A 21,604-nucleotide genomic window follows, 5' to 3' on the forward strand; every position below is an offset into this window, starting at 1 on the left:
AATTTCATGGAGAATATTTTATGAGCACGCAAAGTAAGCATTTATCCTCTGTCCTGATAGAAAAGAACATTGAGGGCTTTACGCTGACGTACCACCAGCGCCTGATTTTACGCCACAGCGCCGAAACCCCCTGTCTGTGGATTGGCGCGGGCGTTGCCGACATTGACATGTTTCGCGGCAACTTTAGCATCAAAGACAAACTTAACGAAAAGATTGCATTAACGGAGGCCACCGTCAGCGAGCTACCTGACGGCTGGCTGGTACAATTCAGCCGTGGCGCAACAATTAGCGCCACCCTTCGCATCTCCGCCGATGAGGCGGGACGCCTGCAGCTGGATCTGCAAAACGACGACCTGCACCATAACCGTATCTGGTTACGCCTCGCGGCTAATCCAGACGACCATATCTACGGCTGCGGCGAACAGTTCTCTTATTTCGATTTGCGCGGCAAGCCGTTCCCGCTGTGGACCAGCGAACAGGGCGTTGGCCGTAATAAAACCAGCTATGTCACCTGGCAGGCAGACTGTAAAGAGAACTCCGGCGGCGACTATTACTGGACCTTCTTCCCGCAACCGACCTTTGTCAGCACGCAGAAGTATTACTGCCACGTCGATAATAGCTGCTATATGAATTTCGACTTCAGCGCGCCGGAGTATCACGAACTGGCGCTGTGGGAAGATAAAACTACGCTACGTTTTGAGTGTGCCGACACCTACATCGCCCTGCTGGAAAAACTGACTGCGCTGTTAGGTCGCCAGCCGGAGCTGCCGGACTGGGTTTACGACGGCGTCACGCTAGGCATTCAGGGCGGTACGGAAGTTTGCCAGCAAAAACTGGATACCATGCGCAACGCAGGCGTAAAAGTGAACGGTATTTGGGCGCAGGACTGGTCCGGCATTCGTATGACCTCTTTCGGCAAACGCGTGATGTGGAACTGGAAGTGGAATAGCGACAACTATCCACAGCTGGATAGCCGGATCAAACAGTGGAAAGAAGAAGGCGTACAGTTCCTCTCTTATATCAACCCATACGTCGCCAGTGATAAAGACCTCTGCGCCGAGGCGGCGAAACACGGCTACCTGGCGAAAGACGCCACGGGCGGCGACTATCTGGTCGAGTTTGGCGAATTCTATGGCGGCGTGGTCGATCTGACCAATCCTGAAGCTTACGACTGGTTCAAAGACGTCATCAAAAAGAACATGATCGCGCTCGGCTGCAGCGGCTGGATGGCGGATTTCGGCGAATATCTGCCGACCGACACGTATCTGCACAACGGCGTCAGCGCAGAGATCATGCATAACGCCTGGCCTGCGCTCTGGGCGAAGTGTAACTACGAAGCGCTACAGGAGACCGGCAAGCTCGGCGAGATCCTGTTCTTTATGCGTGCGGGTTACACCGGCAGTCAGAAATATTCCACCATGATGTGGGCAGGCGACCAGAACGTTGACTGGAGCCTTGATGATGGTCTGGCCTCTGTCGTGCCTGCGGCATTGTCGCTGGCGATGACCGGCCACGGTCTGCATCACAGCGATATCGGCGGCTACACCACCCTGTTTGACATGAAACGCAGCAAAGAGTTGCTGCTGCGCTGGTGCGATTTCAGCGCCTTTACGCCGATGATGCGCACCCATGAAGGCAACCGCCCCGGCGATAACTGGCAGTTCGACGGCGACGCGGAAACTATTGCCCACTTTGCCCGCATGACCACCGTCTTTACCACGCTGAAACCGTATCTCAAGCAGGCGGTGGCGCAAAACGCGGCTACCGGTCTGCCGGTCATGCGTCCGCTATTCCTGCACTACGAGAACGATGCCGCAACCTACACCCTGAAATATCAATATCTGCTCGGTCAGGATCTGCTGGTCGCGCCGGTTCACGAGCAGGGGCGTTGCGACTGGACGCTGTACCTGCCGGAAGATCACTGGGTGAATATCTGGACCGGCGAAGCTCACCACGGCGGTGAAATTACCGTGGATGCGCCCATTGGCAAACCGCCGGTCTTCTATCGCGCGAAGAGCAAGTGGGCTTCACTTTTTGCTTCTTTACGGAATATCTAATACGGCTCGCCCGCAGGGAAACCTGCGGGCAGATGGAGAAAAATAATGAGTCAGACCTCTGCTGATCCGGCAACGCTACGCCTGCCGCTTAAAGAAAAAATAGCTTATGGCATAGGCGATCTGGGTTCCAATATTCTGCTGGATATTGGAACACTCTATTTGTTGAAATTCTACACAGATGTCCTCGGTCTTCCGGGAACCTATGGTGGGATTATTTTCTTAATCGCTAAATTCTTTACCGCATTTGCCGATATGGGCACTGGTATTGTGCTCGACTCGCGGCGAAAAATAGGACCGAAAGGTAAATTTCGCCCGTTCGTTCTGTATGGCTCATTCCCTGTAGCACTGCTGGCTACAGCCAACTTTATAGGAACACCGTTAGAAATTACGGGCAAAACGGTCGTCGCAACGCTGCTGTTTATGCTGTATGGATTATGCTACAGCCTAATGAACTGCTCTTATGGCGCGATGGTGCCAGCTATAACCAAAAATCCAAATGAACGTGCCTCGCTGGCAGCCTGGCGCCAGGGCGGATCCACCTTAGGCCTTCTCATTGGCACCGTTGCTTTTGTACCAGTTATGAATTTGATTGAAGGCAATCAACAATTGCAATATGGCGTAACCGCTGCTCTTTTCTCGTTATGCGGGCTGCTATTTATGTGGCTTTGCTATGCGGGTGTCAAAGAGCGTTATGTCGAGGTCAAACAGGCTGATTCCGCACAAAAAGCAGGAATTTTGCAATCCTTTCGCGCCATCGCCGGTAACCGCCCGTTGTTTATTCTGTGCGTCGCCAACCTTTGCACCCTTGCGGCATTTAATGTCAAACTGGCGATTCAGGTCTACTACACCCAGTACGTGCTGAACGATCCGATTCTGTTGTCCTATATGGGATTCTTCAGTATGGGTTGTATCTTCATCGGCGTATTTTTAATGCCTACCGCTGTACGCCGTTTTGGTAAGAAAAAAGTCTATATCGGCGGACTGCTAATTTGGGCCGTGGGTGATTTGCTTAACTACAGCTTCGGCGACAGTTCGGTGAGCTTCGTGGCCTTCTCCTGTCTGGCATTCTTTGGTTCAGCATTCGTCAACAGCCTGAACTGGGCGCTAGTCTCGGACACAGTGGAATATGGTGAATGGCGTACAGGTGTTCGTTCCGAAGGGACGGTTTATACCGGGCTCACCTTCTTTCGCAAAATGTCCCAAGCGTTGGCTGGATTTTTTCCCGGATGGATGCTTACTCAAATTGGCTACATACCCAACGTGGTGCAATCAACCAGCACTGTTGAAGGATTACGTCAGTTGATCTTCATATATCCTTGTGCCCTCGCAGTGTTGGCCATGATTACAATGGGCTGTTTTTACAACCTCAACGAGAAAATGTACATACGTATCGTTGAGGAAATAGAAGCACGTAAACGTACTGCTTAACAATAATGATGACTGATGCCCTTCGGGGCGTTGTAAGGAGTGGTTATGCCTGACCATGATCCGCTAACGCTAAAACTAAGCTTGAGAGAAAAACTCGCTTACGGTGCGGGTGATATTGGCTCTAATCTAATGCTAAGCATTGGCACATTATATTTGCTCAAGTTTTACACAGATGAGCTAGGAATGCCTGCATATTATGGCGGGGTTATTTTCCTCATAGCAAAATTCTTTACTGCATTTACAGATATGCTAACCGGATTTCTTCTCGATTCTCAAAAAAACATTGGAATCAGAGGGAAATTTAGACCTTTCATTCTGTATGCAGCAGTACCATCAGCAATTATTGCGACAGTTCAGTTTATTGCTACAACATTTAGTCTGCCGATAAAGACCGCTATTGCTACCGGTCTATTTATGTTATTCGGACTGTTTTACAGTCTAATGAACTGTTCATATGGCGCTATGATCCCAGCAATAACAAAAAATCCAAATGAACGCGCACAACTGGCAGCTTTCCGGCAGGGAGGGGCAACAATAGGATTATTAATCTGTACGGTTGCTTTTATTCCACTTCAATCTTTATTCTCTACAACTACCATTGGTTATGGTTATGCAGCCTTAACTTTCTCTATCTTTGGTTTCATTTTTATTATGTTATGTTATAAAGGAACCAAAGAACATTACATTGAACCCCCATCGCCGGGACATAAGGCAAGCATCATCAAATCATTTTGTGCAATTTTTCACAACCCACCACTATTAGTTCTATGCATTGCAAATTTGTGTACACTAGCAGCATTTAATATCAAGCTCGCTATTCAGGTTTATTATACCCAATATGTACTAAATGACATTAACCTATTATCCTGGATGGGTTTTTTTAGTATGGGCTGTGTAATTATTGGTGTTTTGTTAGTTCCCTGGACCGTAAAATGCTTTGGCAAGAAACGCGTGTATTTAGCAGGTATGCTTTTATGGGCCGCGGGCGATGTTTTAAATTATTTTTGGGGTTATAACTCCTTTTATTTTGTCATTTTTTCTTGTATCGCCTTCTTCGGTACCGCTTTCGTCAACAGCCTGAACTGGGCGCTGGTTCCGGATACGGTTGACTACGGTGAATGGAAAACGGGTATTCGCGCTGAAGGCTCGGTGTATACGGGTTATACCTTTTCCCGCAAAATTTCCGCTGCGCTTGCTGGCTTTTTGCCAGGTATTATGCTGACGCAAATCGGTTATATCCCCAACATAGCTCAAAGTGACACCACGTTGCTTGGTTTGCGTCAGCTCATTTTTTTATGGCCTTGCGGTCTTGCCATTATCGCAGCACTAACGATGGGCTTTTTTTATAAGCTCAATGAACAACGTTTCGCTTTTATTATCGAGGAAATTGCCCAACGAAAGAAAACAGGTAATCAAATTGTCGCGACTAATAATAAACAAAGTATTTCTACTGTAAATAATTAAACGACGCTTGCCGCTTTATCCATCCCGATGGATGGCGGCTTCCCTATATTTGAAAAATGGATTTATTATGAAATCTCTGAATACTCTAGTGATATTAACTTCAGTAATATCCACCTCTGTTTTTGCTGGCGCTTATGTAGAAAACCGTGAGGCCTATAACCTGGCGTCTGACCAAATGGAGTTTATGCTGCGCGTCGGCTATAACTCCGATATGGGGGCCGGAATTATGTTGACCAATACCTATACGCTACAGCGTGATGATGAATTAAAGCACGGTTATAATGAGATTGAGGGCTGGTATCCATTATTTAAACCTACAGATAAATTAACCATCCAGCCTGGCGGGTTAATAAACGACAAAAGCATTGGTTCCGGCGGCGCCGTCTATCTGGATGTTAACTATAAATTTACCCCGTGGTTTAATCTTACGGTACGTAACCGATATAATCACAATAATTATAGTTCAACCGATTTGAATGGCGAACTGGATAATAATGACAGCTATGAAATCGGTAACTATTGGAATTTTATCATTACCGATAAATTTTCTTATACCTTTGAACCACACTATTTTTATAACGTTAATGATTTTAATAGTAGTAATGGTACGAAGCATCATTGGGAAATCACCAATACCTTCCGTTATCGTATCAATGAACACTGGTTGCCCTATTTTGAATTACGCTGGTTAGATCGTAACGTGGGCCCCTACCATAGAGAGCAAAACCAGATTCGTATCGGGGCGAAGTATTTCTTCTGATATTATCGCCTCTATTTTTCGAATCTGCATCACAGCGGGTAGTTGTTCTGCCCGCTCATTCATCCTGAATCAGACTCCCGATATCCCGTCTCTAAGCGCCATGATAATATTCGCAAAGCGTTTTACCATATTCATGCTTATAGAGAAGGGAAACAAATGAATAAGCGATTTAATATTGATTGGGACAATGAATTAACCCAGGAACAGCTCATTAATTTGATTTTAACCGATGAAGATCTGCCAAAGCTTCGCTCACTGACCATTGGTAACTGGGGTGATTGTTGGGAAGACGAAACCTGCCAGCCTATTATTGATATGATTGTGGAGAACGCCTCCCGCTTTACTCACCTGGAATCACTGTTTATCGGTGATATGGAGAGCGAAGACTGCGAGATCTCCTGGATTAAACAAGGTGACTATTCCAGGCTCTATGCGGCGTTACCCAATCTGAAAGAACTGATTATTAAAGGCGCGTCGGATCTGCGACTGGGCGCTATACATCATGAGAAACTGGAGCACCTGGAAATCATTTCCGGCGGCATCCCTTCTAATGTGCTTGCCGAACTACAAAATGCGCAGCTCCCTGCATTAAAAACGCTGAAGCTCTTCCTGGGCGTAGAGGAATACGGTTTTGACGGTTCGCTGGATGACGTGATGACGCTGGCATCGAAAGATCTTTTCCCTCAGCTCACCCATCTGGGGTTGATGAACAGCGAAGAGCAGGATGATATCGCCCGCCGGGTGCTGGAAAGTAATATCCTGCCGCAGCTTAACGTGCTGGAACTCTCATGCGGTACCTTAACGGACAACGGCGCAGAGGCGCTGCTGGAGCATAAAGACCGAATTGCGCATCTGGAAACACTCGATCTCCACCACCACTATTTGACGCCGGAGATGCAGGAAAAGCTAAAAGCCACACTGCCGATAAACCTGAATCTTTCAGAAGCTCTGGAGCCTGATGATTACGATGGCGATATTTATATGAATGCGATGTACACCGAGTGATTGTGTAGGGGAATGTGCACATTCCCCTACACAACGATAAAGGGATTTATTGTGATTACGCTCATTGGCCCCCGTCAGAGCAAGCGCACGCATTATTTTATGCAGGCTGCCGCCGTACTTGGGGAACCCGTCACGGCGCTGACTCATCCGCAAGCGCTGGACGCTTCGCTGACCTCTGGCATCGTTAAAATCGACCCGCCAGTACACAGTGAAACAGACATCCGCAAAATAAACGCGATCGGTCTGGACTATATCCATTTTTTGCAGAACATGGCGGCGCGTCCTGGCGTCACCTGGCTTAACCATCCGGCGGGCCTCATTCACCTGTTGGATAAAAAACTCTGCAAGCGGCGCTTACTGGAACACGGCATCCCCACGCCGCCATTGGTAGCGGAAGACGTAAAAAGTTTTGCACAGCTCACCGCCATCATGGAGGAAAAAAGGGTCGCCAGCGTGTTTATTAAGCCCTCGCTGGGTTCTGGCGCGGCGGGCGTTATCGCTTTGCGCCGCCACCCTGATGGCATAAAGCAGGTGCTTTACAGCGCGATTGCCATATCAGGACAACAGCTATTTAACAGCAAAAAAATCCAACAATATCGTCAGAAAGAAGATATCCAGCTCATTATTGATGGCGTTCTTCAGCAGGAAAACCTCGTCGAACAGTGGCTGCCCAAAGCCAGCGTAAAGCATAAAACCTATGATTTACGCATCGTCTGCCTGGATGGCGAAATTATCTGGCGTGTGGTCAGAACCTCCTCGCAGCCCATTACTAACTTACATCTGCAAAACCAGGCTTACTGCTTCGAAAGTCTGGAGTTATCTGCCGCAAAAGTGACTGAGATCGATACGCTCTGTCAAAATGCCATGCGGCTTTTCCCTGGCATTCGCTTAGCGGGTATTGATGTTTTACTTACCACCAGCCTGACGCCGTATATTATTGAAATTAATGGCCAGGGTGATTTGATTTATCAGGATGCGCAGCAGAATAATCTAATTTATCAGGCGCAAATCCGGGCCATGAGGAAGCAAAATGTATAATTCAATGGATGAAGTCCCCGTCTCGCTGCACGCGTCGATTGACACAGGCGATGGCGAATTCAATATGAATACGCTAATTAGTAATAACGCTCATATTCTTTTTATTGTGCTGGACTCGTTACGCTACGATATTGCGCTTCAGGAACAAACCGCCGGAAATACGCCCAACCTTAATCATTATGGACAATGGACGAAATGCGAGGCGGTCGGTAATTTTACCTGGCCTTCGCATCACGCCATGTTTTCAGGTTTTATGCCAAAACCTATTGATTATACCGTTAATCAGACCATGCTGTTTTTCCCAAAAGATATCGGACTTGGTCGTAAAGGGCCGAAAAATGCATTTGCCTTTGATGACGCAACATGGATAAAAAGTCTGGAAAATAAAGGCTACCAGACCATCTGTATTGGCGGCGTCTCTTTCTTTAATAACCGCTCCGGCATGGGAAAAGTGTTCCCGTCGATGTTTAAAGAGAGTTACTGGCATCCACGCTTTGCCTGTACGGTTAAAGAGAGTATGGATAACCAGATCCATTATATCCAGAAAATCATGGCCGAACGTGCTGGCAGCCAACCGGTCATGATGTATATCAATATCGACACGATTCATTACCCTAACCATTTTTACGTTGAGGGCGCGGCCCCTGGCGATACCGTTGAGACCCATGCCGCCGCGCTACGCTATATCGACGCCCGCATCGACGGATTACTAAACATTTTCCGCCAAACCGGCGGCGAAACGTTCGTTATTGTCTGCTCCGATCACGGTACCTGCTATGGCGAAGACGGGAAATATTTCCATAGTTTTAATCATCCGATCGTTAATACCGTTCCCTATATGCATTTCTTGCTGAGCTGTAATCATTAATATGAATAACAATGATATTTATCGTCAGTATATGTACAGTTATCCGCATAAGACGGCTTATCGGGAGCTGGAGAACGTCAGTTTTAGCGAAGTAAAACAGCGCATTTACGAGCACGACACACATCTGTATGTTCATATGCCGTTTTGTCAAAGTCGCTGCGGGTTCTGTAATTTATTTACCTGTACAGGCGCAGATAATACGTTCATTGATAGCTATATCGACGCGATTATTACCCAGGGCCGACAAATGGCGCTGGCGCCCGTCCACTGGGCAAGCTTTACCGTAGGCGGCGGCACACCTCTGCTATTAAACATTGCGCAATTAGAAAAGTTATTTTTTTCCGCCTTTGATGTGCTCAATGTTGACTGGAATATTTATAAAACGATTGAAACTTCCCCTACGGATACCACAGCAGAAAAAGTAGCGCTATTAAACGCCTTTTCCGTTAATCGCGTCAGTATTGGCGTACAAAGTTTTCATGATGGCGAGTTACATACGCTGCATCGCCGCCACAATGCCGCCAGCGCGCACCAGGCGCTGGAATGGCTAAAGGCGGGTCATTTTCCATCACTCAATATTGATATTATTTACGGCATTCCCGGCCAGACTCACGCAAGCCTGACGGAATCGTTACATCAGGCGCTCGTTTATCAACCGGAAGAGCTTTTTCTTTATCCGCTTTATAATATGCCTCGCCAGGAAAATATGCATAGCTACTACATTTTAGCCCGCGATCTTTTACGCAACGCGGGCTATACCCAAACGTCCATGCGCCGTTTCGTCCTTAATCCAGCGCCATCCGCCGCGGCGGAAAGCTGCGGATTTGAAAACTCACTGGCGCTCGGCGCGGGCGGCAGAAGTTATCTTGGCAATCTGCATTACTGTTCGCCGTGGTCGTCGAACCTGCAGACATCACGAAAAATCATTCAGGCGTTTATCGACAGCCCGGATAAAACCGTCATTAATCACGGTTATCTGCTCCCCCCTGATGAAATGAAACGCCGCTTTATCATTAAAAATCTATTTTTCTGGCAGGGACTTTCTCTTAGCGATTATCAGCAATATTTTGCCAGCGATGCGCTAAGGGATTTCCCCGACCTGGAACGCTTTATACAGCAAGGCTACTGTTATCAGAATAGCAGTCGCCTCCGGCTAACGGAGACCGGTATGGCATTATCCGATTGCCTTGCTCCTGTGTTCGTTTCGCCTGAGGTGATGCTACGGGAGAATCGGCAGAGATGAGTACCCCCGCCCTGCGCGATATTCACACGCTGTTTTATCGCGGCTATCTTAAATCGTGTAATTATCATTGCGGCTATTGCCCGTTCCATAAACACGCCCGTAACGATAAAAAACGGGACGAAGCCGCGCTATGGCGCATGGTTGACCATTTGCCTCTTTTAGGTACGCCGTTGAATGTGATGATTACGCCCTATGGCGAGGCGCTACGCTTGCGTTATTACATGGCGGCGCTGGCAGAAATTAGCCGCTATCCTCATGTTCAGGCGGTCGGCATACAAACTAACGCCTCTTTTTCGTTAATGTCATTGCTGGAGGCATTTCGTGCTGGCGGCGGAGATATCTCAAAGCTTCGGTTATGGTGTTCTTTTCATCCCTCACAAATTACCGCTGAGCGCTTTCTCCAGCAGTGTTTAGCGCTCTCTGCCGCCGGAATAACCTGGTGCGCGGGGGCTGTCGCCAGTATGAAAGATATCGACCAGTTTCGTTGGCTACGCCAGCAGTTGCCTGACCAGAATTATTTTTGGTTTAACGCCAACGAGTGTGCCAATACCCGGCATACCGTGGAGGAAACCATCGCCTTCAGAGAACTCGATCCGCTGTATGTGATTGAAACGCAGCAGTGGCCGGCGCAGCTGGATATCTGTACCGCAGGAAGAAAAAGTATTTTTATGAATGCAGAAGGCGATCTTTTTGCTTGTCATATCAGCAAAATTAAAATGGGTAATTTATATCAGCAACGGCTTAATTCTCCCGCCTGCCAGGCAAAACAATGCCACTGTTTTCTCGCTTATCAGCACCGTCTCGATATTCCATTGCTGAATCACCTGGATACCTCACGCTGTTTTAGGATCGGGCGCTCATGCGATATCGTTTAATCGCTTTTGATCTTGATGGAACGCTGCTAAACCGTAATAAACAAATTCTGCCAGAGTCGCTAACCGCCATCCGTCAGATGCAGGACATGGGCTGCCGAATAATGCTTGTCACCGGCCGCTCTCATCGTGAAGCCTATGCGTATTATCAAACGCTGGCGCTCACCGAACCGATGATCTGTTGTAACGGAAGTTATATTTATCAACCGGCTCAACAGCAGATCCTTGATCCGCTGCCGCTGACGCACTTACAAACGGAAAAAATACTGGCGCGGGTATATCCGCTTAAACCGACAATTCGTGCTGATGATAAAATAATCTTTCAGGCTGATGAGCTAAGCAGTAGGGAGAATATTTGGCAAATCAGCATCGTTCATCGGCACATAAAACAACTACAAAATATTGCTGAGTTTATACAGCATGAATTACAGCTAAGCTGTACCTGGTCCTGGCATCATCAACTGGATATTCTCCAGAAGGGGTGTAGCAAAGGGCAAAGCCTCGCCAGATATGCACAGCAACAGCATATCGCAATGCGCGAAGTGATGGCGTTTGGCGATAATGATAACGATGCGGAAATGCTACGTTTAGCCGGATTGGGCGTAGCGATGGGGAATGCCAGCGCCCGGGCAAAGGTTTATGCGGACAGCGTCATTGGTCGGCATAATACGCCAGCGATTGCTGATTTTTTGGCAACCTTATCCCTTTCTCAACGTGAATAAAAAAACCCCGCCGAGCTTTCATTTCGGCAGGGTTTTTATCCGTAAGAGCGTTAATTACTCTTCTTTCTGACCACGGTTCGCACGGCGGCGATCGTTTTCCGTCAGGTGACGTTTACGGATACGGATAGAGGTCGGGGTGACTTCTACCAGTTCGTCGTCATCAATGAACTCCAGCGCTTGCTCAAGGCTCATTTTAATTGGCGGAACCAGAATCACCGCTTCATCCGTACCAGACGCACGCATGTTGGTCAGCTTCTTACCGGTCAGGCAGTTTACCGTCAGGTCGTTGGAGCGACTGTGAATACCAATAATCTGGCCTTCATAAACTTCCGCGCCGTGGCCCAGGAACAGCTTACCGCGATCCTGCAAACCGAACAGCGCAAACGCCACCGCTTTACCCTGACCGTTAGAGATCAGTACGCCGTTCTGACGCTGGCCCACTTCACCCGGACGAATATCGTCGTAATGGCTGAAGGTGGAGTACAGCAGACCCGTACCGGAAGTCATGGTCATGAATTCTGAACGGAAACCAATCAGCCCACGGCTTGGGATCACGTAGTCGAGACGTACGCGGCCTTTACCGTCCGGATTCATGTTTTTCAGATCGCCTTTACGCTCGCCCAGCGCCTGCATGACAGACCCTTGGTGCTGCTCTTCGACGTCCAGCGTCACGTTTTCGTACGGCTCTTGTTTACGACCGTCGATTTCACGGAAGATAACTTTCGGACGGGAAACCGCCAGTTCGAAACCTTCACGACGCATATTTTCAATCAGCACGGACAGGTGCAGTTCGCCACGACCGGATACACGGAACGCATCCGCATCTTCGGTTTCTTCAACGCGCAGCGCCACGTTATGCACCAGCTCTTTGTTCAGACGGTCAAGAATCTGACGAGAAGTCACAAACTTACCTTCTTTACCGCAGAACGGCGAGGTGTTAACGCAGAAGAACATAGACACGGTAGGCTCATCAACGGACAGCGCCGGCAGCGCTTCAACGTTCTGCGGGTCGCAGATGGTGTCGGAAATGTTCAGCTCGCCCAGACCGGTGATCGCAATAATATCGCCCGCTTCGGCGATATCGCTGTCGATACGCTCCAGACCCAGATGCGTCAGCACTTTACCTACTTTCGCGTTACGGGTTTTCCCTTCACTATCGATGATAGTGACCTGCTGGTTCGGCTTCACTTTGCCGCGTTTGATACGGCCGATGCCGATAACGCCAACGTAGTTGTTGTAGTCCAGCTGGGAGATCTGCATCTGCAACGGACCATCGAGGTCAACGTCCGGCGCCGGAACATGATCAATGATCGCCTGATACAGCGGGGTCATGTCTTCCGCCATATCTTCGTGGTCCAGACCCGCGATACCGTTCAGCGCCGAAGCGTAGATGATCGGGAAGTCCAGCTGTTCGTCGGTCGCGTCGAGGTTAACAAACAGGTCGAATACCTGGTCAACAACCCAGTCAGGGCGCGCGCCAGGACGGTCAACCTTGTTGATAACCACAATAGGTTTCAGGCCATGAGCAAAGGCTTTTTTGGTCACGAAGCGCGTTTGCGGCATCGGGCCGTCAAATGCGTCAACCACCAGCAGCACAGAGTCAACCATGGACATGACGCGCTCTACTTCACCACCGAAGTCAGCGTGCCCGGGAGTATCAACGATGTTGATACGGTAATCATTCCATTTAATAGCGGTGTTTTTAGCGAGGATAGTAATACCACGCTCTTTCTCCAAATCGTTGGAGTCCATCACTCGCTCTTGAGTTTCGGCACGCGCGTCGAACGTACCGGATTGCTGGAGCAGCTTATCAACCAGGGTAGTTTTACCATGGTCAACGTGCGCGATGATGGCGATGTTACGCAAATTTTCGATCACAACTTTGCCTCAGGCATTAGAAATAGCGCGTTATTGTACACGGATTAATCGCACTACAAAACAGGATCACAAACATCCTCCGCAAACAAGTATTGCAGAGTCTCTTTGTGATCGCTTTCACGGAGCGTTAAAAGGGTGGCTTGCGTTCTATTGCACCAATGTGGTGCTTAATGTTCACATTGAAGCACTATTTTGGTGCAACATAGTCACCGTGGTGCAGCCCTTTTGCACGATGGTGCGCATGATAACGCCTTTTGGGGGCAATATGAAAGTTGGCACAGATTTCGCTTTATATTTTTACGGCGACACGGCCAGCAGAATTGAAGATCTCGTTACCACGACGACCGACCATGACCAATCCGGGAGAGTACAAGTATGTCCGCTGAACACGTTTTGACGATGCTGAACGAGCACGAAGTGAAGTTTGTCGATCTGCGCTTCACCGATACCAAAGGCAAAGAACAGCACGTCACGATTCCTGCTCATCAGGTAAATGCCGAATTCTTTGAAGAAGGCAAAATGTTTGACGGCTCCTCTATCGGCGGCTGGAAAGGCATTAACGAATCCGACATGGTGCTGATGCCAGACGCATCCACCGCAGTGATTGACCCGTTCTTCGCGGACTCTACCCTGATTATCCGTTGCGACATCCTGGAGCCTGGCACTCTGCAAGGTTATGACCGTGACCCACGTTCCATCGCAAAACGTGCGGAAGACTACCTGCGCGCGACCGGTATCGCCGATACCGTCCTGTTTGGGCCGGAACCTGAATTCTTCCTGTTCGACGACATCCGCTTCGGCGCATCTATCTCCGGCTCACATGTGGCGATTGACGATATTGAAGGCGCCTGGAACTCCTCTACCAAATATGAAGGCGGCAACAAAGGCCATCGTCCGGGCGTGAAAGGCGGTTATTTCCCGGTTCCGCCAGTTGACTCCGCGCAGGATATCCGTTCTGAAATGTGTCTGGTCATGGAGCAGATGGGCCTGGTCGTTGAAGCGCACCACCACGAAGTAGCGACCGCAGGTCAGAACGAAGTGGCGACCCGCTTTAACACCATGACCAAAAAAGCCGACGAAATTCAGATTTACAAATATGTCGTGCATAACGTGGCTCACCGCTTCGGTAAGACCGCGACCTTTATGCCAAAACCGATGTTCGGCGATAACGGTTCCGGTATGCACTGCCACATGTCGCTGGCGAAGAACGGCACCAACCTGTTCTCTGGCGACAAATATGCCGGCCTGTCTGAACAAGCGCTGTACTACATCGGCGGCGTCATCAAACACGCCAAAGCCATCAACGCCCTGGCGAACCCGACCACCAACTCCTACAAGCGTCTGGTCCCGGGTTACGAAGCGCCGGTGATGCTGGCCTACTCCGCCCGTAACCGTTCCGCCTCCATCCGTATTCCGGTGGTGGCGTCTCCGAAAGCGCGCCGTATCGAAGTTCGCTTCCCGGACCCGGCGGCTAACCCGTATCTGTGCTTTGCCGCCCTGCTGATGGCCGGTCTGGACGGGATTAAGAATAAGATTCACCCGGGCGAAGCCATGGACAAAAACCTGTATGACCTGCCGCCGGAAGAAGCGAAAGAGATCCCACAGGTAGCGGGTTCTCTGGAAGAAGCGCTGAACGCGCTGGACCTGGACCGCGAGTTCCTGAAAGCAGGCGGCGTGTTCACGGATGAAGCGATCGATGCGTATATTGCGCTGCGTCGCGAAGAAGATGACCGCGTGCGTATGACCCCGCACCCGGTAGAGTTTGAGCTGTACTACAGCGTTTAATCGTATATTAAAAATCCGACGAATTTCGCGTTGCTGCAAGGCGGCAACTGAGCACATCCCCAGGAGCATAGATAGCGATGTGACTGGGGTAAGCGAAGGCAGCCAACGCAGCAGCAGCGTGAAAGGCGTCAGGAGTTTTTGAGTTGCCGTGGAAACTTTCAGCCCATCCCAGGATGGGCTTTTTTCTCCACCAACAATCTGATCTCACGCGCTTTTTAGTAGTAAAAAGCTATAATGCACTAAAATGGTGCAACCTTTTCCAGGAGACTGCTGAATGGCAAGCGGCATACAGCCCGATGCTGGGCAGATCCTCAATTCGTTAATCAACAGCGTGCTGGTGGTCGACGACGCGCTGGCAATCCATTACGCCAACCCTGCCGCGCAGCAGTTGCTCGCGCAAAGCTCACGCAAACTGTTCGGGACGCCGTTACCTGAACTGTTGAGCTATTTTTCGTTAAACATTGACCTGATGCGCGAAAGTTTAGCGGCAGGGCAAGGCTTTACCGATAACGAAGTGACGCTGGTGATTGATAGTCGCTCGCATATTCTCTCTTTGACCGCCCAACGTCTGCCCGACGATTTTATACTGCTCGAAATGGCGCCGATGGATAACCAGCGTCGTCTGAGTCAGGAGCAGTTGCAGCACGCGCAGCAAATCGCCGCCCGCGATCTGGTGCGCGGTCTGGCACACGAAATCAAAAATCCGCTCGGCGGCCTGCGCGGCGCGGCGCAGCTACTCAGCAAGGCGCTGCCCGACCCGGCGCTAACGGAATATACCAAAGTCATCATTGAACAGGCCGACAGGCTACGCAACCTTGTCGATCGTTTGCTGGGGCCGCAGCACCCGGGAATGCACATTACCGAGAGCATACATAAAGTCGCGGAGCGCGTGGTGGCGCTGGTGTCGATGGAACTGCCGGATAATGTCCGGCTTATCCGCGATTACGACCCCAGTCTGCCAGAACTGCCGCATGACCCGGAACAAATTGAGCAAGTACTGCTGAATATTGTCCGCAATGCCTTGCAGGCGCTGGGGCCGGATGGCGGCGAAATTACGCTGCGTACCCGTACCGCCTTCCAGTTAACGCTGCATGGCGAACGCTATCGCCTGGCGGCGCGTATAGACGTTGAAGACAATGGGCCGGGCATTCCTCCCCATTTACAGGATACGCTGTTCTACCCGATGGTCAGCGGTCGCGAAGGCGGCACCGGGCTTGGGTTATCTATCGCCCGCAATCTTATCGATCAACACGCCGGCAAAATTGAATTTACCAGTTGGCCGGGGCATACCGAGTTTTCGGTTTACCTGCCGATTCGGAAATAGAGGTGTTTATGCAACGAGGAATAGTCTGGGTCGTCGATGATGATAGTTCCATCCGTTGGGTGCTTGAACGTGCTCTCGCCGGGGCAGGGTTGACCTGTACCACCTTTGAGAATGGTAATGAAGTACTGGCTGCGCTGGCCAGTAAAACGCCGGACGTCTTGCTGTCGGATATCCGAATGCCGGGAATGGACGGGCTGGCGCTATTAAAGCAGATTAAACAGCGTCACCCGATGCTTCCGGTCATCATTATGACCGCGCATTCCGATTTAGATGCCGCCGTGAGCGCCTATCAGCAGGGGGCGTTTGATTATCTGCCTAAACCGTTTGATATTGATGAAGCCGTCGCTCTGGTCGAGCGCGCGATTAGCCACTATCAGGAGCAGCAGCAGCCGCGTAATATCGAGGTTAACGGCCCGACAACAGACATGATAGGCGAAGCGCCCGCCATGCAGGATGTGTTTCGCATTATTGGTCGGCTGTCGCGTTCTTCGATTAGCGTGCTGATTAACGGCGAATCAGGGACCGGTAAAGAACTGGTCGCCCATGCGCTTCACCGCCATAGCCCACGCGCCAAAGCGCCGTTTATCGCGCTCAATATGGCGGCCATCCCGAAAGATTTGATTGAATCCGAACTGTTTGGCCATGAGAAAGGCGCTTTTACCGGGGCGAATACCATCCGGCAGGGCCGTTTCGAGCAGGCTGACGGCGGCACGCTGTTTCTGGACGAAATTGGCGATATGCCGCTGGATGTCCAGACTCGTCTGTTACGCGTGCTGGCTGACGGACAGTTCTACCGCGTGGGCGGGTACGCGCCGGTAAAAGTGGATGTGCGCATTATCGCCGCCACCCACCAGAACCTCGAACGACGCGTTCAGGAAGGGAAATTCCGCGAAGACCTGTTCCACCGCCTGAACGTGATTCGTATCCATCTTCCGCCGTTGCGCGAGCGCCGTGAGGATATTCCGCGCCTGGCGCGCCATTTTTTGCAGGTCGCCGCCCGTGAATTAGGTGTGGAAGCCAAATTATTACATCCGGAAACCGAAACGGCGTTAACGCGCCTGGCATGGCCTGGTAACGTGCGTCAGTTAGAAAATACCTGCCGCTGGCTCACCGTCATGGCCGCCGGACAGGAGGTGTTGATCCAGGATTTACCGGGCGAACTGTTTGAAGCCTCGGCGCCGGATAGCCCGTCCCACCTGCCGCCGGATAGCTGGGCGACATTACTGGCGCAATGGGCGGACCGCGCCTTGCGATCCGGTCATCAAAACCTGCTTTCTGAAGCGCAGCCAGAACTGGAGAGAACGCTACTGACCACGGCGTTACGCCATACGCAGGGTCATAAACAGGAAGCCGCCAGGCTGCTCGGTTGGGGGCGAAACACCCTAACGCGGAAGTTGAAAGAGCTGGGAATGGAGTAAACATTACCCGCGAGTGTAAAGATTAATAATTGAGCGCAAAACGCTGCTATTTTGCGCTTTACTGTTCCGATGAGTTCAGTATGATCATGCCCGGCAAACGGGGGGATTCATTATGTTAGAATCTATTATTAATCTGGTATCGAGTGGAGCGGTCGACAGCCACACGCCACAAACTGCGCTAGCCGCCGTGTTGTGTGCCGCGCTGGTGGGACTGTTCAGCTGACAATGTGCCGGATGGCGCTAATGCTTATCCGGCCTACAGGTTGTCGCAACGTGTAGGCCTGGTAAGCGCAGCGCCACCGGGCAACCCGGCTAAATGACGCGCGAGAACTGCTGCATCCGCGCTTTCTGGCGCAGATACGCGTCAAAGCACATGCAGATATTGCGGATCAGCAAACGACCTTTCGCCGTCACCTGAATTCCCTTCTCGCTAATATCCACCAGCCCATCTTTCGCCAGCGGCGACAGTAACTGCAAATCTTCGGCAAAATACTCAGCGAAATGCAAACCCCACTGCTGTTCGACAGCGTTAAAATCCAGGCGGAAGTTACAAATCAGCGCCTTGATAACATCGCGACGAATGCAATCATCACGGGTCAGCGTAATACCACGCCATAGCGCATTGCCCCGCTCATCCACTTGCTGGTAATAACGCTTCAGCTCTTTCTGGTTCTGCATGTAGCCATCGCCAATCATGCTGATAGCAGAAACCCCCATCCCCAGCAGATCGGTATCGCCCTGGGTCGTATAGCCCTGAAAATTACGGTGCAACACGCCTTCGCGCTGCGCGACGGCCAGTTCGTCGTCCGGACGGGCAAAATGGTCCATCCCGATAAACTGATAACCAGCCTGGGTAAGCGATACGATCGTCTCCTGCAAAATATCCAGTTTCTGCTGCGCGCTGGGTAAATCAGCATCTTTAATTTTACGCTGGGCGGCAAAAAGCGTTGGCAGATGCGCATAGTTAAAGACGCTCAAACGATCGGGGTTCAGCTCCGTCACACGCTTCAGCGTGAAAGCGAAGCTTTCCGGCGTCTGTTTCGGTAGACCGTAGATCAAATCGATATTGGTCGAGGTAAAGCCGATATCGCGGGCGTGATTAAGCAGCGCAAAGATGAATTCTTCATCCTGCTCGCGGTTAACCAGGCGCTGCACCTCTTTATTAAAGTCCTGCACGCCCATACTCAGGCGGTTAAAACCTTCCGCACGTAAATGATCGAGCACATCCAGCTCAATTTCACGGGGATCGACTTCGATCGAGATTTCCGCGTCGGTATTAAAGTGGAAATTTTCACGCAACAGCGTCATTAAGCGGCTGATTTGCGCTTTATTCAGGTAAGTAGGCGTACCGCCGCCCCAGTGAAGCTGGCTGACATGACGGTCTGCAAACAGCGGCGCGCGATGACGAATTTCCTGCTCAAGCGCGTCAAGATACTGGTCAGCTTTATGCTGTTGGCGGGTGACAATCTTGTTGCAGCCGCAGAAATAACACAACTTGTGACAAAACGGGATATGCACATACAGCGAGAGCGGACGTTCAGGATAACGCGCCACAGCCTGCAAGAATGCGGCGTCCTCGAAGTCTTCAGAAAACTCCAGCGCGGTTGGGTACGAGGTATATCGTGGCCCGGAATAATTATATTTCTGGATCAGGGCCAGATCCCAGTCTATTTGCTGTTCAGACATGCTCACTCCTTCCGATGGCGTCTCTGGCGGGTACGGCGTACCGGCTTCACGCCATGACGGGCGGCAAGCCGGCTGCGCAGCCATTTCTGTCGCCGCGACAATCGCTGTAGTTTAACGAATAACCACACCAGATAACATATAACCGGAAGGGTTATAAGCAGGACGGGCAAGCCCACGGTGTAAACCCGTTAGTTGCCGCCTCTTAGCAAGCGCATCATATCTTCCTGCTTCTCGTCCTCTTCGTCGGCTTCGTCGTCATCATCGTAAGACAGACCAAGCTTCTGCATCAGTTCATCAATACGATCCAGTTTGGCATCTACCCAGGCTTGATCTTCCGCACTCAGGGTTTCGCCCGCTTCCAGACGTTCTAACAGCGCATCCAGGCGCTCATCCGTTTCCAGTAAATCCAACTCCGCCTGCGGTGAAAGCATAGGTTTCTCACTTTTCGGTTTATGCTGTTGGGTCACTTTTTCAGTCACGCCCAATGGAACAGGTGTTTTACTGCCAATACGTGGATCTTTTTGTTGATTCTGATTGCCGCCGCCCGAAGCGGAATTGCCGCCCGCCGCGCGACTTCCCGGCGCATGACCGCGATGTTTTTTCAGGCGTTTACGGTCGCGCGCCTCCTGGTTTAACTCTTCACGCGTTTTACGACGCTGTTTGCCAAAGGCTTTACTGCGCGGTGCAGAGGTTGGTTTTTTCATGATGTCAGATCTTTAAGCCGTTTTATTCAGTATAGAATTGAGGCGGAATCTAGCAGAAAGCAAGCAAAGAAAAAAGGCGACAGAGTAATCTGCCGCCTTTTTTCTTGACTCACGACCCTTAACGGGTTCCACCATCCCTGTTGGCTATCAACACGCCCTGTTTTTCCCTTAGCCTGGAACATTCCATGTTGTTTCCATTTCCTTTTACTAACGTCTCCGGACGTTTGTCTTCCTGACAATCCTGTGTCTTCGCCTCCTGGCGCTCCTGACCCTCATCCTGAGTCGTTGATCCTGTTAGCGTCCTCGCTATGTGCATTACTTTACTCTTTTGGGGTAAACTCACAAGATACCGACACGGCAAATCCCTTTTTTTCAGACAATTACCTTTCTATAAATTCATGATTTAACTATATTAACTGGCTTTTAGCGTGACAACGACTCTGTCATGTCGCATAAGTGCAATGGACAATGTCTCACAAAGCGTATGGCTTTTGCTTACAGCACCGACGCGCCGAAAAATCCGTCTTTTGCTGGCGTTCAGGTATAATCGCCACAATGCTTTGACTGACGGAGACGACCGCTTTGACTAACCTGAATTATCAACAGACGCATTTTGTGATGAGTGCGCCTGATATTCGCCATTTACCTTCCGATTGCGGAATTGAAGTGGCTTTTGCTGGCCGTTCCAATGCAGGCAAATCCAGCGCCCTGAACACGTTGACCAACCAAAAAAGCCTGGCGCGCACCTCTAAAACGCCGGGCCGTACCCAATTGATTAACCTGTTTGAAGTCGTAGATGGCAAACGGTTGGTCGACCTGCCGGGCTATGGCTACGCGGAAGTCCCGGAAGAGATGAAACGCAAGTGGCAACGCGCGCTGGGGGAATATCTGGAGAAACGTCAAAGCCTACAGGGCTTAGTCGTTTTAATGGATATCCGCCATCCGTTGAAAGACCTCGACCAACAGATGATCCAGTGGGCTGTAGAGAGCAATATCCAGGTTCTGGTTCTGCTGACCAAAGCGGACAAACTGGCCAGCGGCGCGCGCAAGGCGCAGTTGAATATGGTACGTGAAGCCGTGCTGGCTTTTAATGGCGATGTGCAGGTAGAAGCGTTTTCCTCGCTGAAAAAGCAGGGCGTGGATAAGTTACGTCAGAAGCTGGATAGCTGGTTTAGTGAACTGGCACCGGTCGAAGAGATTCAGGACGGGGAATAATCACCCGCTATGCCGGATGGCGGCGTAAACACCTTATCCGGCCTTGTATCCTGAACAGATAGCTGATTAGCTGTCAGCTATCTGAAACGGGAGAAGCTTGTATCCGGCCTGAAGACTCTGAGCTTCCGATGTAGCTT

The 21,604-nt window shown here is 50.5% G+C and carries 19 protein-coding genes; 15 read left to right on the forward strand and 4 right to left on the reverse strand.

The genetic code is table 11. The annotated features are described in order from the left end of the window. Nucleotides 1-20: 20 nt before the first annotated feature. The 10 genes from J4613_RS21830 to J4613_RS21875 all read left to right on the forward strand — a co-directional run bounded on the left by J4613_RS21830 (nt 21) and on the right by J4613_RS21875 (nt 11,457). The gene (locus tag J4613_RS21830) at nt 21-2,057 is read left to right on the forward strand and encodes an alpha-glucosidase (protein WP_017465951.1); all 2,037 of its coding nucleotides are present in this window, start codon (nt 21-23) and stop codon (nt 2,055-2,057) included. Nucleotides 2,058-2,102: 45 nt separating this feature from the next. Then, nucleotides 2,103-3,485: an MFS transporter gene (locus tag J4613_RS21835; RefSeq protein ID WP_000084233.1), complete on the forward strand. Its 1,383-nt coding sequence runs from the start codon at nt 2,103-2,105 to the stop codon at nt 3,483-3,485. A gap of 45 nt (nt 3,486-3,530) precedes the next feature. Beyond that, nucleotides 3,531-4,949, forward strand: a complete 1,419-nt coding sequence (locus J4613_RS21840; RefSeq protein ID WP_001112785.1) for an MFS transporter — start codon at nt 3,531-3,533, stop codon at nt 4,947-4,949. Between the two features lie 67 nt (nt 4,950-5,016). Further along, nucleotides 5,017-5,709: a porin OmpL gene (gene ompL / locus J4613_RS21845; RefSeq protein ID WP_000838828.1), complete on the forward strand. Its 693-nt coding sequence runs from the start codon at nt 5,017-5,019 to the stop codon at nt 5,707-5,709. 156 nt (nt 5,710-5,865) lie between these two features. Beyond that, on the forward strand, nt 5,866-6,714 hold the full coding sequence (locus J4613_RS21850) for an STM4015 family protein (protein WP_017465953.1): 849 nt from the start codon (nt 5,866-5,868) through the stop codon (nt 6,712-6,714). A gap of 12 nt (nt 6,715-6,726) precedes the next feature. After that, nucleotides 6,727-7,752, forward strand: coding sequence for an STM4014 family protein (locus J4613_RS21855; protein ID WP_077907196.1), 1,026 nt, complete (start codon nt 6,727-6,729; stop codon nt 7,750-7,752). Further along, complete coding sequence (locus J4613_RS21860; RefSeq protein WP_022544682.1) at nt 7,745-8,620, forward strand: STM4013/SEN3800 family hydrolase; 876 nt, start codon at nt 7,745-7,747, stop codon at nt 8,618-8,620. The genes J4613_RS21855 and J4613_RS21860 overlap by 8 nt, the downstream gene beginning before the upstream one ends. A gap of 1 nt (nt 8,621) precedes the next feature. Beyond that, nucleotides 8,622-9,863, forward strand: coding sequence for an STM4012 family radical SAM protein (locus J4613_RS21865; RefSeq protein WP_017465956.1), 1,242 nt, complete (start codon nt 8,622-8,624; stop codon nt 9,861-9,863). Next, nucleotides 9,860-10,738, forward strand: coding sequence for an STM4011 family radical SAM protein (locus J4613_RS21870; protein ID WP_017465957.1), 879 nt, complete (start codon nt 9,860-9,862; stop codon nt 10,736-10,738). The genes J4613_RS21865 and J4613_RS21870 overlap by 4 nt, the downstream gene beginning before the upstream one ends. Next, entirely contained in the window at nt 10,723-11,457 is a 735-nt protein-coding gene (locus J4613_RS21875) for a Cof-type HAD-IIB family hydrolase (protein WP_001523763.1), read from the forward strand. The genes J4613_RS21870 and J4613_RS21875 overlap by 16 nt, the downstream gene beginning before the upstream one ends. A gap of 54 nt (nt 11,458-11,511) precedes the next feature. On the opposite strand, the gene typA is transcribed toward J4613_RS21875, so the two are convergent. Further along, nucleotides 11,512-13,335 (reverse strand): ribosome-dependent GTPase TypA, encoded by a 1,824-nt coding sequence (typA, locus tag J4613_RS21880; RefSeq protein WP_000572060.1) that lies wholly within the window; start codon nt 13,333-13,335, stop codon nt 11,512-11,514. A gap of 375 nt (nt 13,336-13,710) precedes the next feature. Here typA and glnA point away from each other — a divergent pair, with 375 nt between their 5' ends. The 4 genes from glnA (at nt 13,711) to J4613_RS21900 (ending at nt 18,085) form a co-directional block, all read left to right on the forward strand. Beyond that, entirely contained in the window at nt 13,711-15,120 is a 1,410-nt protein-coding gene (gene glnA / locus J4613_RS21885) for a glutamate--ammonia ligase (protein WP_001271699.1), read from the forward strand. Between the two features lie 274 nt (nt 15,121-15,394). Beyond that, nucleotides 15,395-16,444, forward strand: coding sequence for a nitrogen regulation protein NR(II) (gene glnL / locus J4613_RS21890; RefSeq protein WP_000146192.1), 1,050 nt, complete (start codon nt 15,395-15,397; stop codon nt 16,442-16,444). 8 nt (nt 16,445-16,452) lie between these two features. Next, nucleotides 16,453-17,862 carry a nitrogen regulation protein NR(I) gene (gene glnG, locus J4613_RS21895; protein WP_001188782.1) on the forward strand — a complete coding sequence of 470 codons (1,410 nt, stop codon included), beginning with the start codon at nt 16,453-16,455 and terminating at the stop codon, nt 17,860-17,862. Nucleotides 17,863-17,974: 112 nt separating this feature from the next. Continuing rightward, a complete protein-coding gene (locus J4613_RS21900; RefSeq protein WP_001578131.1) occupies nt 17,975-18,085 on the forward strand; it encodes a YshB family small membrane protein in 111 nt (36 codons plus the stop codon). Nucleotides 18,086-18,174: 89 nt separating this feature from the next. On the opposite strand, the gene hemN is transcribed toward J4613_RS21900, so the two are convergent. The 3 genes from hemN to J4613_RS21915 form a co-directional block, all read right to left on the reverse strand. After that, nucleotides 18,175-19,548, reverse strand: coding sequence for an oxygen-independent coproporphyrinogen III oxidase (gene hemN / locus J4613_RS21905; RefSeq protein ID WP_000003520.1), 1,374 nt, complete (start codon nt 19,546-19,548; stop codon nt 18,175-18,177). 188 nt (nt 19,549-19,736) lie between these two features. Next, a complete protein-coding gene (gene yihI / locus J4613_RS21910; RefSeq protein ID WP_001661595.1) occupies nt 19,737-20,252 on the reverse strand; it encodes a Der GTPase-activating protein YihI in 516 nt (171 codons plus the stop codon). 118 nt (nt 20,253-20,370) lie between these two features. Then, a complete protein-coding gene (locus tag J4613_RS21915; protein WP_001541209.1) occupies nt 20,371-20,595 on the reverse strand; it encodes a hypothetical protein in 225 nt (74 codons plus the stop codon). 239 nt (nt 20,596-20,834) lie between these two features. On the opposite strand from J4613_RS21915, the gene yihA reads away from it, so the two are divergent. After that, nucleotides 20,835-21,467 (forward strand): ribosome biogenesis GTP-binding protein YihA/YsxC, encoded by a 633-nt coding sequence (yihA, locus tag J4613_RS21920; RefSeq protein ID WP_000183327.1) that lies wholly within the window; start codon nt 20,835-20,837, stop codon nt 21,465-21,467. Nucleotides 21,468-21,604: the final 137 nt, after the last annotated feature.

Source organism: Salmonella sp. 32020114201800008SM (genome assembly GCF_017572025.1).
Lineage (GTDB): Bacteria > Pseudomonadota > Gammaproteobacteria > Enterobacterales > Enterobacteriaceae > Salmonella > Salmonella enterica.